Origin of the sequence: Aquabacterium commune (genome assembly GCF_004362855.1) — a bacterium.
Classification (GTDB): Bacteria; Pseudomonadota; Gammaproteobacteria; order Burkholderiales; family Burkholderiaceae_C; genus Aquabacterium; species Aquabacterium commune.
In genome coordinates, this window is the sequence record NZ_SNXW01000002.1 from 465,997 (window position 1) to 479,560 (window position 13,564).

A 13,564-nucleotide genomic window follows, 5' to 3' on the forward strand; every position below is an offset into this window, starting at 1 on the left:
GTTCAGGGACCGGTCGGTGGCAGCGCGGCGTTGCCCTGGCGCAAGTCGGCCGGGGTGTCGGCATCGCGCAGCACGCCCAGGTCATCGACCACCACCTGCTCGGCCTCCGCCCAGTCCAGCAGGGCCTGGGCGCCGCGGTCACCGCGCAGTCCGACCGGGCCTGGCGCATGGGCTGGCGCTGACCCTGCCCCTGGCACCGCATCGCCCAGCAAGGCCAGCCACACGGCGCGCGGCAGCAGGCGCGGGTGGCCCAGGGCCTCACCGCAACGTGGCAGCACCACCCGGCCCGTGGCCTCGAAGCGCTCGCGCAGGCGCTGCAAGGTGTCGGCGCGGACCCAGGGCATGTCGGCCAGCGCCACCAGCGCGGCAGCCACCGGCTCGCCCGGGGCACCTGCCAGGGCAGACAGGCCCGCCTCGGCCTGCAACAGCCGCAAGCCGGCGGCCAGCGTGTGGCCCTGCCCGAGCACCGCATCGGGGCAAGGCATGCACCGGGCGCCATGCGCATCGCACACCGACTGCGCGAAGGCATCGGTCTGGCCGTCGGCAGTCGGACGGCTCAACACCCACACTTCATCGAACACCTCGCGGTGGGTGGCCACCACGGCGTCGAGCAGGCTGCGGCCATCGGGCAGCAGGGCCTGGCGCTTGTCACTGCCGAAGCGGGTGGACGCCCCCGCCGCCAGCACCAGCACCACCACGCGCGGCGAAGGCATCAAGCCGCCTTCAAGCGCAGCGGCAGCGAACGCAGGCGCTGGCCGGTCAAAGCGAACAGCGCGTTGGCCACGGCCGGCGCCACCGGCGGCACGCCCGGCTCACCGACACCACCGGGCGGGTGGGCGTTGCGCAGGATGTGCACGTCGATGCGCGGCATGTGCGCCAGCTTGACCAGGGGGTAATCGGTGAAGCTGGCCTGCTGCACGCGCCCTTGCGCCAGCGTGACCTCACCGAACAGCGCCGCGCTCAGGCCGAAGACGATCGCGCCCTGCATCTGTGCTTCGACGGTGTCGGGGTTGACGGTGTGGCCACAGTCGATGGCGCAGACGACGCGGTGCACGCGCACCTGATCGCCCTGCACGGACACCTCGGCCACCTGCGCGCAGATGGCGCCGAACGCTTCCTGCAAAGCGATGCCACGGGCGCGGCCGGCCGGCAAAGGCTGGCCCCAGCCGGCCTCCTTGGCGGCGCGCTCCAGCACGGCCAGGTGGCGCGGGTGCTGGCCCAGTCGGGCTTGGCGCCAGGCGAACGGATCCTGGCCGGCGGCATGCGCAACCTCGTCGGCAAAGCATTCGACGAAGAAGGCGTTGTACGAGTGGCCCACGCTGCGCCAGTAGCCCACAGGCACGTGGCCCTTCAAGCGCACCTGGCGCACCGCGAGGTTCGGGATGTCGTAAGGCAGGTCGAAGGCCCCTTCGATCTGGTTCTTGTCGGGGGAATCGGCCGCGGCCCAGGGCAGCAGGCGCTTCGTGGCGCCGTAGGTCGGCGACTGCGCCGCGACGCGGTTGTGCCAGGCGACGGCCTGGCCCTGCCCGTCGAGCACGGCACGGAAATCGGCCCAGGCGGCCGGTCGGTACAGGTCGTGTCGGGTGTCGTCCTCGCGGGTCCACAGCAGCTTGACGGGCTGGCCGCCCACCTGCATGGCCACGGCGACGGCCTGCTCGACCATGTCCACCTCCAGGCGGCGGCCAAAGCCCCCACCCAGCAGCGGCAGGTGCAGGGTCACGCGCTCGCTGTCCACCCCGGCGACCTGGCTGGCGCGCCACTTGGCCAAGGAGGCCGACTGGGTGGACACCCACACGGTGACCGCACCGTCCTTGACCTGGGCCGTGCAGTTGATGGGCTCCATGGCCGCGTGGGCCAGGTAAGGCGCGTGGTAGCGGGCCTGCAGCACCGTCTGCTTTTTGTTGCCTGGCTTGTTGCCTGGCTGGCCACCGGCCTTGGCCGCGGCCTCGGCGTCTTTCAGCACCTGCTCGGCATCGCCCCGGTTGGTGAACGAGGTGCCCGATTGCTGCGCCAGGGCCTCGTCGGCCTGGCGGGCGATGTCGGCCGAGCTGGTCTGGTCGTGCGGCGTGGCCGTCCAGCTGACCTTCACTGCGGCGGCGGCTTGCTTGGCACGCCACCAACTGTCGGCCACCACGACCACCGCGTGCGGGATCTGCACCACCTGCTTGACGCCGCGCATGCGCAGGGCCTCGGCAGCATCGAAAGACGCCACGTCCGCACCGAACACGGGGGCCTGCACGGGCACGGCGTAGAGCATGCCGGGCACGCGCACATCGACGCCAAACTGCGCCGAGCCATCGACTTTGGCCGGGATGTCCTTGCGCGGCGCGGCCTGGCCGATCAGCTTGAACTGGTCGGGCGATTTCAAGGGAACATCGGACGGCGGCGTGAGCTTGGCCGCATCGGCCGCCAGCTCGCCATAGCCCAGCTTGCGCCCCGTGGTGCTGTGAACAACCTGCCCGGCCTCGGTGCGGCAATCGGACGCCGGCACCTGCCAGCGCTGCGCCGCGGCCTGCACGAGCATGGCGCGCGCCGTGGCACCGACCACGCGCAACGGCAGCCAGGCATCGCGGATGCTGCTGGAGCCACCGGTGACCTGAAGGTGCAAGACGCGGCCTGTGCGTTGCATGACGCCCGCGGCGGTGCGCGCCAGCCAGCCGTGGTCGTCCACCCCGAAGGGCAGCGCGTTGAGCATCATGGCTTCGTTGGCATAGACCTGCGCGATGGGCGCGGCTTCGACGCGGACGTCCTCCCAGCGGGCATCGAGCTCTTCGGCCAGCAGCATGGGCAGCGAGGTCATCACGCCCTGGCCCATCTCGGCGCGCGGCACAGCCACGGTCACGGTGCCATCGGGCGAGATCTTGACCCAGGCATTGAGCGCGACCTGGTCGCCCTGCACGGGCAAATCGGCGGGCTTGCCCAGGCGCTCTTGCGGCGTGGGCGCGCCACAGCCCACCAGCAGGCCCCCGGTGGTGACGGCCCCGGCGATGAGGAAGCTGCGGCGGCTCATCGGGTTTGTGCGGCTGTTCGTGCGGCTGTTCGTGCGGACGTCGGCGCTCATGCGGCCCCCTTGTCGCGGCCAGACGCGCTGGGCGAAGCACCGGCAGCCGTGTGGATGGCCGCGCGCACGCGCTGGTAGGTGCCACATCGGCAGATGTTGGTCATGGCCGCGTCGATGTCGGCGTCAGAGGGCTTGGCGTTCTCGCGCAGCAAGGCCGTGGCGGCCATCAGCATGCCGCTCTGGCAATAACCGCACTGCGGCACCTGGTGCTGCACCCAGGCCGCCTGCAGCCGTGTCAGGATGGCATCGTCCTGGGTTTCGATGGTCTGCACCGACTGCCCGGCCACCGCCGAGATCGGCACCACACACGAGCGCACGGCGCCGCCATTGAGGTGCACGGTGCAGGCCCCGCAGGCCGCGATGCCACACCCGAACTTCGTGCCGGTGTGGCCGAGTTCGTCCCGCAAGACCCACAGCAAGGGCATGTCGTCTTCGACATCCACCTGCACGGGCCGACCGTTGAGTTGGAATTGATGCATGGTGGACAGCGTACATCTTTCTCGCGGATGCCGTCAAGCGTGAAGGCACAGGCGGGGCATGGCGTTACAGTGAGCCGATGTCCTACCCGAAAAAGCTCAGCCGCGAGGCCATCGTGGCCGCCGCACTGGCGCACATCGAAACCCATGGCGTGGACGCCCTGTCCATGCGCACCCTGGCCGCCGACCTGGGCGTGGCGCCCAATGCGCTCTACCGCTACTTCCCCAGCAAGACCGACCTGAGCTTCGCCCTGGCCGACGAGGCCGGCCGCATCCTCTTGAGCGCCCTGCAAGCGGCCGCGCAAGGCCTGACCCTGCTCGACGCTGTGCGTGCCACCGCGCAAACCTACCTGCATTTCGCCCGCACCCGCCCAGCGCTTTACGCCGTCAAGATGCGCCACTGCAAGTCCGGTGGCGAGGAACCGCCCAGCCACGCGCAGGTCTGGGACTTCGTGCTCTCCTTCACCGCCGACCTGCACACGCCCTGGGACCGCGAAGACCTGGCGCTGTCGCTGTGGGCGGCGCTGCATGGCCTGGTCGAGCTGGACCGCGCCGACATGCTCGATGGCCGCGACGCGCAAGCCACGCTGAACGTGATGCTGGACGTGCTGCTGGCCGGCCTGGCCTCGGGCCTGGCCGCCGCAACCTCAACCCAAGCCACACCCCAAGGGCGCCAGGCCTGACCAGGCCTCGGCCCGGGCCCAGTGCGACAGCGGCAGCGTGGTGTCGCAACGCAAAGCACGGACCTGCTCCTGCGCGCTCAGCCCGTCCCAGCCATCGCCGTGCAGCGCCCACTGTTGCGCCAGCACGGCCTCGTCGGCCTCGGACGCATCCCCGGCCAGACGCCGCGCCGCGATGCGCTCGCGCATCACCGCCAGCGGCGCCTGCACGTGCACGATGGCCCAGGGGCACCCCAAGCGCTCGGCGATGGCGATGGCCGCCTGGCGTTGCGCCGCGTCCAGGCAGGTGGCATCCAGGATGACGCGCTGGCCAGCCCGCAAGGCCGCCTCGGCCAGCGTGTGCAGGCGGGCATAGACGGCCGCGACCTGCGCAGGGGCGTAGCGGTCTGAGGACGCCATGCGTTGGCGCTCCACGTCCGAGCGCAAACGCACCGCGCCCCACACGCCGAGCAGGCCTTGTGACACGGCCGTCTTGCCGCAGCCCGACAGCCCGTGCATCAACACCAGGCCCGGCGACGGCGGCTGCAGCAGGCGCAGGCACAGCGCCAACTCGGGCAGCCCCGCGGGGCCCGCTCCCTTCAGCCGCGCCACCTTGAAGCGCACCAGCGCGCGCCACACCATGCACATCGGCAACAGGGGCAGGCCCGCGTGGTCGCCCGTGGCATCGAGGTAGCGGTTGAGCGCGCGCCAGGCCAGCGCCGACGCGCCTTTCGCGTGCAGGTCCATGAGCAGGAAAGCCAGGTCGTTCATGGCGTCGATCGTGCGCAAGGACGCGTTGAAATCGATGCCATCGAAGACCGTGACGCGGCCCTCGAACAGGCAGACATTGCCCAGGTGCAGGTCGCCATGCAGCTCGCGCACGAAACCGGCTTCGCGGCGGGCACGGCACAGCGGCGCCAGCGCGGCCTCCTGCGCCTGCAGCCACGCGACGATGCGCTGCAACCGCGCACGCTCCTGCGCATCGCGGGCCAGGGCCAGCCACTGCGCGGGGGACTCGGCCGTGGCCGCGTGCAGGTCCGACATCAACCCGAAGCCTTCGGCGCACACAGGCCGTGCCGTGGCGTGCAGGGACGCGATCTGGTCGGCCAGGGCGTCGATGCGATCGGCCCACACCGCGTTGAGCTCTGGCGTGGGCGCATCCGCGCGCGAAGCCGTCTCCGGTGGCACGGGCCATGTCGCTGCGAGCAGTTGGTCCAGCGTCTGTGCCGGGTCGAAGCGGCGCATGCAGACAGCGAAGTCGGCGGCGTCGGCTGACGGAGGCGATCCAGGCAGCAAGGCGCCCGCCTCGCTCACGCCCACCACGCCCAGGTACAGCGCCGGCGCCGTGCGGCGGTTGAGCCGCAGCTCCTCCTCACAGCCATGCTGGCGTGCGGCCAGGCTGCGCTGGTCGATGAAACCGAGGTCCACCGCTTTCTTGAGCTTGTAGGCGTGCTGTGGCGTGAGCAGCACCCAGCTGATGTGGGTCTCGATGCACGCCACCGCCCCCCCTTCCTGCGCGGCCAGCCAGGCCTGCAGGCGCACCACCCGCGCGCACTGGTCGGCGGGTGGCGTGGGCGTCATGGCGCGGGCAGGCGTTGACCTGGTTCTGCAAGGTCCACAAGATCACCGTTCGGCGGTTTCGCCAGCGCATCCCGCACAGGCACCGGTTGCCACAGGCCCATGCCCGGCTGCCAACCCGGTGGCATGAACAGGTGGCCCAACACGTCGCGCAGGCGCCGCGCCGAAGCCAGGTCACGCAACAGCTCGCCCCAGCCCGTGAACCACACGCGCAGCGGGTTGTGGCTGAGGATGGGCTTGACCAGGCCGTAACGCGGCGTCACGTCGGCGCGCTCGGGCACGTAGGTGCCGAACAGGCGATCGAAGACCAGCAGCACGCCACCGTAGTTGGCGTCGAGGTACTGCGGGTTGCTGGCGTGGTGCACGCGGTGCGCCGAGGGCGTGTTGAGGATGCCTTCCAGCCAGCCCAACTGGGGCAACCACGTCGCGTGGATCCAGAACTGGTAGAGCAGGTTGAGCGTCAGCGCCAGGCCCACCAGCTTGGCGTCGAAGCCCAGCCACACCAGCGGCCCGAAGAACACGAAGGTGCCCGTGACCTTGCCGAAGATGCCGATGCGCACCGCCGCCGCAAGGTTGAGCTCGTTGGACGAGTGGTGGATGGCGTGGTTGAGCCAGAACCAGCGCACGCGGTGCGAGGCGCGGTGGAACCAGTAGTAGCAGAACTCCAGGCCGACGAAGAGCAGCAGGAAGGCTTGCCAGCCGTCCAGCGAGAGGTCCATGAGGCGGTGCTCGCGCGCCCAGGCCGTCACCGGGGACGACAGCGCGAAGGGCACGAAGATGTTGACGAGCAGGCGCACGACCAAGTCCAGCACCGACACGCCCGTGGCCAGCCAGTCATAGGTCTGGCGGCGCGACAGCCACCAGCCTTCCACGAGCGCGGCCAGCACGATGGCGGGGGTCATGCCGAAGAGCAGGAATTGGTCGAGCGGGGTCATGGGGGCTCCGGCGTGCTGGGACGGTGTCGAGCTATCTGACCAGGCAGTGTGTCACATCTGCCGGCCGAGCACCTGCCGGGCCACGGCCTGGCCGCTCAACCAGGCGCCCTCCACTTTGCCCGCGGCCAGCCAGTCGCCACACAGGCCCAGGCCCAGCTCGGGCAGCCAGTGGCGCAGGCCGTGCGGTGGCGGCAGGCTGTCGGCGTAGCGCCAGCGGTGGGCCGTCCAGGTTGCGGGGCGCGGACCGCCCCAGCCGGCAAAGGCGGCCAGCAGGGCCTCGGCGGCGGCCTCGGGGCTGTCGTCGATGTGGGCCTCGCTCCACGCCGGGCTGGCGTGCAGCACCCAGGTCTCGCCCGCCGTCACAGACGCGGGCCGTCCCGGCTTGTGGCTGTCACGCGCCATCCAGCGCACGGGCCCGGCGTTCACGAAGGCTGCGTCGAAAGGCAGGTCCACGGGCGCGTCGAAACGCAGCATCAGCGCCCAGCAGCCGCGCATGGTCACGGCCGCGGCGACATCGGCCAGCACTTGGGCCTGGGCCTGGGCGTCCACCTGGGCGTCGGCGTCCACACCGGTGCCATCCGAGCCCTGCCAGCCCTGCCGCAACAAAGCCTCGGCCTGGGGCGCCGGCATGGCCAGCACCAACGCATCGAAGGCCTCGGACAGCCAGCCGTGTTCGACCGTGCCCAGGCGCCATTGCACACCGTCGCGCTGCAGGGTCTGGACGGTGTGCCCAGTGCGCACCCCCAGCCCCTCGGCCAGCCACTGCGCCGGCGAGGTCATGCGTGGCACACCGACGTGGCGCACCAGGCCAGCATCACCCGCATCACCCGCATCACCCGAGGCGCCACCGCCCAGCGATCCCCGGACATCGCGCTGCGGGTCATCGCCCCCCAGCACCGCGATGCGCGGCGTCCAGGGCGCGGCCACGCCAGCGTCGGTCCAGCGCGCCACTTCGGCAGCAAAGGCCGGGTGACGCGCTGTGAAGTACTGGGCGCCATGGTCGGCCTGCCAGCCCTCGCTGCGGCGGGTGCTCATGCGGCCGGCCACGCCACGGCTCTTGTCCAGCACGGTGACCTGCAGGCCTGCGCTGCGCAAGGCCTGCGCACAGCTCAGGCCGGCCAGGCCCGCACCGACGACGGCAACGGAGGAAATGGATGTCATGGCGGTGGCGGTTCAGTAGTGCGGGGGCAGCTCGTCGCGCAGGCTGCGAAAGGCCGTGGGCTGGCTGTCGGTCTGCTGCTGGCGCAGGGCGCTCAGCTCGCGCAGCAGCAGGTCGATCTGGCGTTGCTGTGACACGATGGTTTCGTTGAGGTGATCGAGCAGGTCTTCGGTGAAGGCCGACTTGATCTCCAGCTCGGTGAGGCGCTGCTCGGTGCGCTCGGCCTCCGAGGCGGGTGCCGTGGCCTGGGTGGCAGAAGGTGCGGAAGAAGGTGAAGGCATGGCCGTATTGGACAGCATCCGGGCAGCATCCACATCAAGGCAGATTGAACAGATCGCGCAGGCCCGCAGGCTGGCAGCGCAGGTACTGCGGCGGTGCGTGCACGCGTGCACCGAGCCGCGCCGCGGCATGCCAGGGCCAGCGCGGGTTGTAGAGCATGGCCCGCGCCAGGCCCACCAGGTCGGCCTGGCCTGAGGCCACCACGGCTTCGGCTTGTTCGGGCTCGGTGATCAGGCCCACGCCGATGGTCGGCATGCCGACCTCGCGCTTGAGGGCTTCGGCAAAAGGCAGCTGGTAGCCCGGCCCCAGCGTGATCTGCTGCTCGCCCGACAGCCCGCCGCTGGAGACGTGGACGAAATCACAGCCGCGCGCGCGCAGGGCCTGGGCGAACACCTGGCTTTGCGCCAGGTCCCAGCCGCCGGGCACCCAGTCGGTGGCCGAGATGCGCACGCCCACGGTCATGCCCGCAGGCACGGCCTCGCGCACTGCGTCGAACACCGCCAGCGGGAAACGCATGCGCCCTTCCAGCGTGCCGCCGTGGGCATCGGTGCGCGCATTGCTCAGGGGCGAGAGGAACTGGTGCAGCAGGTAGCCGTGGGCCGCGTGGATCTCGATGAGGTCCAGGCCCAGGCGGTGGGCGCGCCGGGCCGCGTCGGCAAAGGCCTGGCGGATGCGATGCAGCCCTGTGTCGTCCAGGGACGCGGGCGCGGGGTCACTGTCCTGGAATGGCACAGCCGAGGGCGCCACCGTCTGCCAGCCGCCTTGCTCAGGCAAGACACCAGGCAACACACGCGCGCCGCCCGTCCAGGGCGCGGCCACCGAGGCCTTGCGCCCCGCATGCGCCAGCTGGATGCCCCAGCGGATGGGCGAGTGCTGGCGCGCCGCATCCAGCGCGCGGCCCAGCGCGGCCTCGGTGTCGTCGGACCACAGGCCCAGGTCGAGCGGCGAGATCCGGCCCTCGGGCGTCACGGCGGTGGCCTCCAGGATGAACAGCCCAGCGCCCGACAGCGCCAGGTGGCCCCAGTGCATGAGGTGCCAGTCGGTGGCCAAGCCATCTTGGGCCGAGTACTGGCACATCGGCGCGATCACGATGCGGTTGTCCAAAAGGACCGATCCGAGTGTGAATGGCGAAAACAAATGGCTCATGGCACGCTTTCTGCAAGATGTGCGGCAAAGGTCTGGCACATTGTGCCCACCTGCCTGCGGGTTTGCTGGCACGCTTTGGATGTCCCTGCGGCACCGCTTGTCTGTCTGCCCCCTTGTCTGTCTGCCATCACCGAAAGGCCTCGCGCCATGTCCCACACCCCCTCTGACGCCCACCCGGACGCCCAGCAGCACTTGACCACGCAGGCCATCGAACTCTCCATGGCGGCGCCCCAAGTGGTGGCCCAGCGCCTCACGCGCATGGCCCTGGCAGGCATCAACCCGAGCCAGGGCGACCACGACGAGCTCATGCTCATGGGCAGCGAAAAGCTGCTGGCCTTCCAGCAGTCCTGGGTGGCGATGTGGCACCAGGCCTGGCACGCCCAGGTGGCCATGGCCGAATCGCTGACGCGCGGCTCGCTCGCCCTGGCCAGTGGCAACGACGCCCACGACGATCACCCGGCCCAGTGGCTGATGCAGATGCCGACGGCGGCGGCCAAGGTGCTGTCGGCCGGCCTGGCACCGGTGCACGGCCAGGCGATGGCCAACGCCCGGCGCCTGTCGGCCACTGGCGCCTGAGCCCATCCTGCGAGACCCCATGCACCACGGCGAACGCTTCAACACCCTCACCCACCTGCTCGGCCTGTTGCTGGCCGTGGTGGGCACGGTGTGCCTGCTGGGCCAGCCCAACGTTTGGCAAGACGCCGACAAGCTGGCCTGCATGTCGGTGTTCTGCGCCGCCATGGTCACGCTCTACATGGCCTCGTCGGCCTTCCACGGCTTGCGCGGTCAGGCCCGCTTGTGGTGGGCCAAGGCCGACCACTGCGCCATCTTCCTGATGATCGCGGGCACCTACACGCCCTTTGCCGTGCTCAGCATCGGCGGCCTGCTGGGCGGCGCCTTGCTGGCCGGGGTGTGGGGCCTGGCGGTGCTGGGCATCGTGCGGGAGTTGCGCGCGCACGAGGATGCCGCCCCCTCTTTGGCGCTCTACCTGCTGATGGGCTGGCTGGGCGCAGCATCGGCCGCCACCCTGCTGGACCGCCTGAGCACGCCCGGTGCCTTGCTGCTTCTTCTGGGTGGCCTGCTGTACACCGTCGGCGTGGTCTTCTACGTCAAGGGCGAACGCTGGCGCCATGCCCATGGCATCTGGCACCTGTTCGTCATGGGCGGCAGCGCCTCGCACTACCTCACGGTGTACCACTTCGTGGCCTGATCTGACATCCCGCGTGACCGCATTTCACGGCGCGGGCGGACCAGAGCGCGCTATCCTTTCGACCTCTGCCAAGGTGCGGGCCTGTGCTGCTCCCCGGGCAGGCGCAGTATCAGGAAGCCGAGCCAGGGGAGTGACAGCAGGTGCGCGGAAGGATGTTCAAGCTCTTGCAAACAGGCTGGCTCGCGGCATGGTGCTGTGGCCTGGCGCTGACGCACGCCATCACCGCGCAGGCAGGCCTGATCCCCAGCGCCGTGGCCGCTGCCGCCGACAAGGGCGCTTTGCGCGTGCTGGCCTGGCCGGGCTATGCCGAGCCCGAGGTCGTGCGCAGCTTCACGGCGCGCACCGGTGTGCGCGTGGAGGTCACGGTGGTGGACACCGACGAGGCCCTCTGGCAGAAACTCAACGCCGCGGGCAAGGCCAGCGGCAGCGGCAACGACACCGATGGCTTCGATGTCTTCGCCGTGAACACGGCCGAGTTGCAGCGCTACGTGGCCAGCAACCTCGTGCAGGGCATCGACGTCAAGCGCATCCCCAACACCCGGCTGCAACTGCCGCGCTTCCGCGACCGAGCGTCCATCCCGGGCTTGGTGCGGCAAGGCGCGCGGGGCGAACAGGTCCTGGGCATCCCCTTCACCTACTCGGCCATGGGCCTGATTTTCGACAAGCGCCAGCTGCGCGAGCCGCCAACCTCCATGGCCGCGCTGTGGGATCCGGCCCTGCAAGGCAAGGTCGTGATCTACAACGGCGGCACGCACAACTTCTCGCTGGCGGCCATGGCCATGGGCTGGGACGCACCCTTCCAATATGCCGACACGCAGTGGCAGGCTGGCGCCGACAAGCTCATCGCCCTGCGGCGCAACGCGGTGGCGGTGTACACGCAGCCGGCGGAATCTGCGCGGCTGTTCATGCGACACCATGCCGCCTTGATGTTCGCCAACTACGGCATGCAGCAACTCAACCTGCTCAAAGCGGCCGGGGCCGACGTGGGCTATGCCATCCCGGCAGACGGCGCGCTGGCCTGGCTGGACTGCTGGGCCATCCCGCGCAACGCTCCCCACCGCCACCTGGCCCACGCCTGGATCGACCACCTGCTGGGCGTCGAAGCCAGCGCGCTGCTGGTGACGCGCCAGGGCCTGTCCAGCACCGTGAGCGAGACCGGCCAGGACGGCACACACCCTCGGCTGCTCTGGCTGGCCCCGGTCGAAGACGCCATGCGGCGCGAGACCCTCTGGCGCCGCATCCGCTCCGGTGACCGGCTGGGCAAGGTGATGGCGCCATGAAGCAACGTTTCGGCATCGCCTGGCGCATGGGCGTTTCGCTGGCCCTGATCGGCGTGATCGCCTCGGGCCTCACGGGCTACTGGGGCTATGGCGAAAGCCGCAAGCTGCTGCGCAGCGCGGCCGAAGAGCGCTTGCTGACGGCCACGCGCGTGCTGGGGCGCCAGCTGACCGTTGGCTTGGGTGGAGCGGCACAGGACGTGCGCCTGATCGCCGCGCACCCGGGCACGCGGCAGTTGCTGGTGTCTCAGGATGCGGCCGCCGTGGCGCGGGGCCAGGAGACGCTGGCACAGCTGTTCAAGAGCATGCTGGGCACCCACCCCGAGTACTACCAGATGCGGCTGATCTCGGCCCGCCAGCACGGCCTGGAGCTGGTGCGCGTGGACCGCAGCGATGGCCCCCTGTTGCGGATCGAGGGCGATGACCTGCAGGAAAAGGGCCACTACCCCTACGTGGCCGACACCTTGCGGCTGCCCGAAGGCGCGGTGTATGTGTCGCGCGCCGAAATCAACCACGAGGTCGGTGCCCATGCCGGCCTGGACAAGCCCTCGCTGCAGGTGGCCACGCCCATCCATGGCAGCAAGGGCCAGGTGCTGGGCCTGATCGTGGTCAACATCGACCTCAACGGATTGTTCTCCCAGCTGGCCGCCGACCTCCCGTCCGACCTCAGCCTCTTCCTGAGCAATGGCGAAGGCGACTTCCTCATCCACCCGGACCCGCGCCAGGCGTTCGCCTTCGACCGCGGTCAGCGCTCGCGCGTGCAGGACAGCTTCCACGGCGTGTCGGAGCTGCTGTCGGATGCGCACGAGCGCAAGGCACAGCTCGTCACCACCACCGCCCACGCGTCGGCCCAGAACGAGCTGGTGGCCGCCTTCGTGCGCCAGCCGCTGGCGGGCCTGCACAGCGAGGACGACTTCATCCTCGGCCTGGCGCAACCCCTGAGCGCGGTGCTGGCCGACAGCGCCCACCTGGGCCGCGTGAACCTGCGCATCGTGCTGGCCTTCAGCGCGCTGGCCGTGCTCATCGCGGTGGTGCTGGCGCGCGCCCTGTCGCGCCCGCTGGAGCAGATCGTCGAAGCCATCCGGCACTTCGGCCAGGGCCAGGTGGTGGGCCGCCTGCCGCTGCACCGCAACGACGAGATCGGCATGCTGGCGCACAGCATCGACGAGATGCAGCACCAGATCCGCGGCCAGTTCGCCAACCTCGCGCAAAAGCAGGAAGCGCTCGACCGCCTGGCCGGCCATGACACGCTCACGGGCCTGCCCAACCGGCGTCTTTTCTTCGACCGCCTGCACCAGGCCCTGGCCCGCGCCAAACGCAACCACACGCACCTGGCGCTGCTCTACATCGACCTGGACAATTTCAAGGACATCAACGACACGCTGGGCCATGCGGCCGGTGACGCCGTGCTGTGCGCCGTGGGCCAGCGCCTGAGCCAGCTGGTGCGCGAGGCCGACACTGTGGCGCGTTTGGGCGGCGACGAGTTCATCGTGCTGCTCGATGGCGCCGAGGACGAACGCGCCATCGAGCTGGTGATGCAGCGCGTGCGCGAAGCCCTGGCCAAGCCAGTGCACTACCAACGCACCGAGTTGCAGTGCGATGGCAGCGTGGGCATGAGCCGCTACCCGGACGATGCCACCGAGGTGGGCGACCTGATCGCTGCGGCCGACCACGCCATGTACACCGCGAAAGCGGCCGGGCGCCAGCGCATCCGGATCTCGGCCCAGGCGGTCGATGCCGATGCCGGTGGTGGGGACGCGGGCGTCTGAGGCCGCAGGGTCCAG

At 70.3% G+C, this 13,564-nt stretch carries 13 protein-coding genes; 5 read left to right on the forward strand and 8 right to left on the reverse strand.

The window, feature by feature from the left end:
- Positions 1-2 precede the first annotated feature (2 nt).
- Genes EV672_RS05910 through EV672_RS05920 form a run of 3 tightly spaced genes read right to left on the reverse strand, consistent with a single transcriptional unit; the run spans position 3 to position 3,540 of the window.
- Positions 3-713: a nucleotidyltransferase family protein gene (locus EV672_RS05910; RefSeq protein WP_208110717.1), complete on the reverse strand. Its 711-nt coding sequence runs from the start codon at positions 711-713 to the stop codon at positions 3-5.
- On the reverse strand, positions 713-3,061 hold the full coding sequence (locus tag EV672_RS05915; protein ID WP_243738548.1) for a xanthine dehydrogenase family protein molybdopterin-binding subunit: 2,349 nt from the start codon (positions 3,059-3,061) through the stop codon (positions 713-715). The genes EV672_RS05910 and EV672_RS05915 overlap by 1 nt, the downstream gene beginning before the upstream one ends.
- Complete coding sequence (locus EV672_RS05920) at positions 3,058-3,540, reverse strand: (2Fe-2S)-binding protein (protein WP_133607182.1); 483 nt, start codon at positions 3,538-3,540, stop codon at positions 3,058-3,060. Before EV672_RS05920 ends, EV672_RS05915 begins: the two co-directional genes overlap by 4 nt.
- 77 nt (positions 3,541-3,617) lie before the next feature.
- Here EV672_RS05920 and EV672_RS05925 point away from each other — a divergent pair, with 77 nt between their 5' ends.
- Complete coding sequence (locus tag EV672_RS05925) at positions 3,618-4,220, forward strand: TetR/AcrR family transcriptional regulator (RefSeq protein ID WP_133607184.1); 603 nt, start codon at positions 3,618-3,620, stop codon at positions 4,218-4,220.
- Here the strand turns inward: EV672_RS05925 and EV672_RS05930 are convergent.
- From EV672_RS05930 to EV672_RS05950, 5 genes are read right to left on the reverse strand one after another with little or no spacing between them, the layout of a single operon-like run.
- Entirely contained in the window at positions 4,185-5,777 is a 1,593-nt protein-coding gene (locus EV672_RS05930) for a bifunctional aminoglycoside phosphotransferase/ATP-binding protein (RefSeq protein ID WP_133607186.1), read from the reverse strand. The genes EV672_RS05925 and EV672_RS05930 overlap by 36 nt on opposite strands.
- Positions 5,774-6,709 carry a sterol desaturase family protein gene (locus EV672_RS05935; protein ID WP_133607188.1) on the reverse strand — a complete coding sequence of 312 codons (936 nt, stop codon included), beginning with the start codon at positions 6,707-6,709 and terminating at the stop codon, positions 5,774-5,776. Before EV672_RS05935 ends, EV672_RS05930 begins: the two co-directional genes overlap by 4 nt.
- A gap of 51 nt (positions 6,710-6,760) precedes the next feature.
- On the reverse strand, positions 6,761-7,870 hold the full coding sequence (locus tag EV672_RS05940) for an NAD(P)/FAD-dependent oxidoreductase (protein WP_133607189.1): 1,110 nt from the start codon (positions 7,868-7,870) through the stop codon (positions 6,761-6,763).
- A gap of 12 nt (positions 7,871-7,882) precedes the next feature.
- Positions 7,883-8,149 (reverse strand): SlyX family protein, encoded by a 267-nt coding sequence (locus EV672_RS05945; protein ID WP_133607191.1) that lies wholly within the window; start codon positions 8,147-8,149, stop codon positions 7,883-7,885.
- Between the two features lie 34 nt (positions 8,150-8,183).
- Positions 8,184-9,293 (reverse strand): NADH:flavin oxidoreductase/NADH oxidase, encoded by a 1,110-nt coding sequence (locus tag EV672_RS05950; RefSeq protein ID WP_133607193.1) that lies wholly within the window; start codon positions 9,291-9,293, stop codon positions 8,184-8,186.
- A gap of 147 nt (positions 9,294-9,440) precedes the next feature.
- Between EV672_RS05950 and EV672_RS05955 the strand changes: the two genes are divergently transcribed.
- From EV672_RS05955 to EV672_RS05970, 4 genes are all read left to right on the forward strand, one after another.
- Entirely contained in the window at positions 9,441-9,869 is a 429-nt protein-coding gene (locus tag EV672_RS05955) for a polyhydroxyalkanoate granule-associated phasin (protein WP_243738549.1), read from the forward strand.
- 19 nt (positions 9,870-9,888) lie between these two features.
- Positions 9,889-10,503 carry a PAQR family membrane homeostasis protein TrhA gene (gene trhA / locus EV672_RS05960; protein ID WP_133607195.1) on the forward strand — a complete coding sequence of 205 codons (615 nt, stop codon included), beginning with the start codon at positions 9,889-9,891 and terminating at the stop codon, positions 10,501-10,503.
- A gap of 152 nt (positions 10,504-10,655) precedes the next feature.
- Positions 10,656-11,783 (forward strand): ABC transporter substrate-binding protein, encoded by a 1,128-nt coding sequence (locus EV672_RS05965; RefSeq protein ID WP_133607197.1) that lies wholly within the window; start codon positions 10,656-10,658, stop codon positions 11,781-11,783.
- The gene (locus EV672_RS05970) at positions 11,780-13,549 is read left to right on the forward strand and encodes a GGDEF domain-containing protein (protein WP_133607199.1); all 1,770 of its coding nucleotides are present in this window, start codon (positions 11,780-11,782) and stop codon (positions 13,547-13,549) included. The genes EV672_RS05965 and EV672_RS05970 overlap by 4 nt, the downstream gene beginning before the upstream one ends.
- The last annotated feature ends 15 nt before the right edge of the window (positions 13,550-13,564 follow it).

Coding starts and splice junctions, on each gene's coding strand:
- EV672_RS05920 (WP_133607182.1), bottom strand. CDS start 3,540: ATGCATCAATTCCAACTCAACGGTCGGCCCGTGCAGGTGGATGTCGAA.
- EV672_RS05940 (WP_133607189.1), bottom strand. CDS start 7,870: ATGACATCCATTTCCTCCGTTGCCGTCGTCGGTGCGGGCCTGGCCGGC.
- EV672_RS05925 (WP_133607184.1), top strand. CDS start 3,618: ATGTCCTACCCGAAAAAGCTCAGCCGCGAGGCCATCGTGGCCGCCGCA.
- EV672_RS05965 (WP_133607197.1), top strand. CDS start 10,656: ATGTTCAAGCTCTTGCAAACAGGCTGGCTCGCGGCATGGTGCTGTGGC.
- EV672_RS05915 (WP_243738548.1), bottom strand. CDS start 3,061: ATGAGCGCCGACGTCCGCACGAACAGCCGCACGAACAGCCGCACAAAC.
- EV672_RS05945 (WP_133607191.1), bottom strand. CDS start 8,149: ATGCCTTCACCTTCTTCCGCACCTTCTGCCACCCAGGCCACGGCACCC.
- EV672_RS05970 (WP_133607199.1), top strand. CDS start 11,780: ATGAAGCAACGTTTCGGCATCGCCTGGCGCATGGGCGTTTCGCTGGCC.
- EV672_RS05935 (WP_133607188.1), bottom strand. CDS start 6,709: ATGACCCCGCTCGACCAATTCCTGCTCTTCGGCATGACCCCCGCCATC.
- EV672_RS05930 (WP_133607186.1), bottom strand. CDS start 5,777: ATGACGCCCACGCCACCCGCCGACCAGTGCGCGCGGGTGGTGCGCCTG.
- trhA (WP_133607195.1), top strand. CDS start 9,889: ATGCACCACGGCGAACGCTTCAACACCCTCACCCACCTGCTCGGCCTG.
- EV672_RS05950 (WP_133607193.1), bottom strand. CDS start 9,293: ATGAGCCATTTGTTTTCGCCATTCACACTCGGATCGGTCCTTTTGGAC.
- EV672_RS05910 (WP_208110717.1), bottom strand. CDS start 713: ATGCCTTCGCCGCGCGTGGTGGTGCTGGTGCTGGCGGCGGGGGCGTCC.
- EV672_RS05955 (WP_243738549.1), top strand. CDS start 9,441: ATGTCCCACACCCCCTCTGACGCCCACCCGGACGCCCAGCAGCACTTG.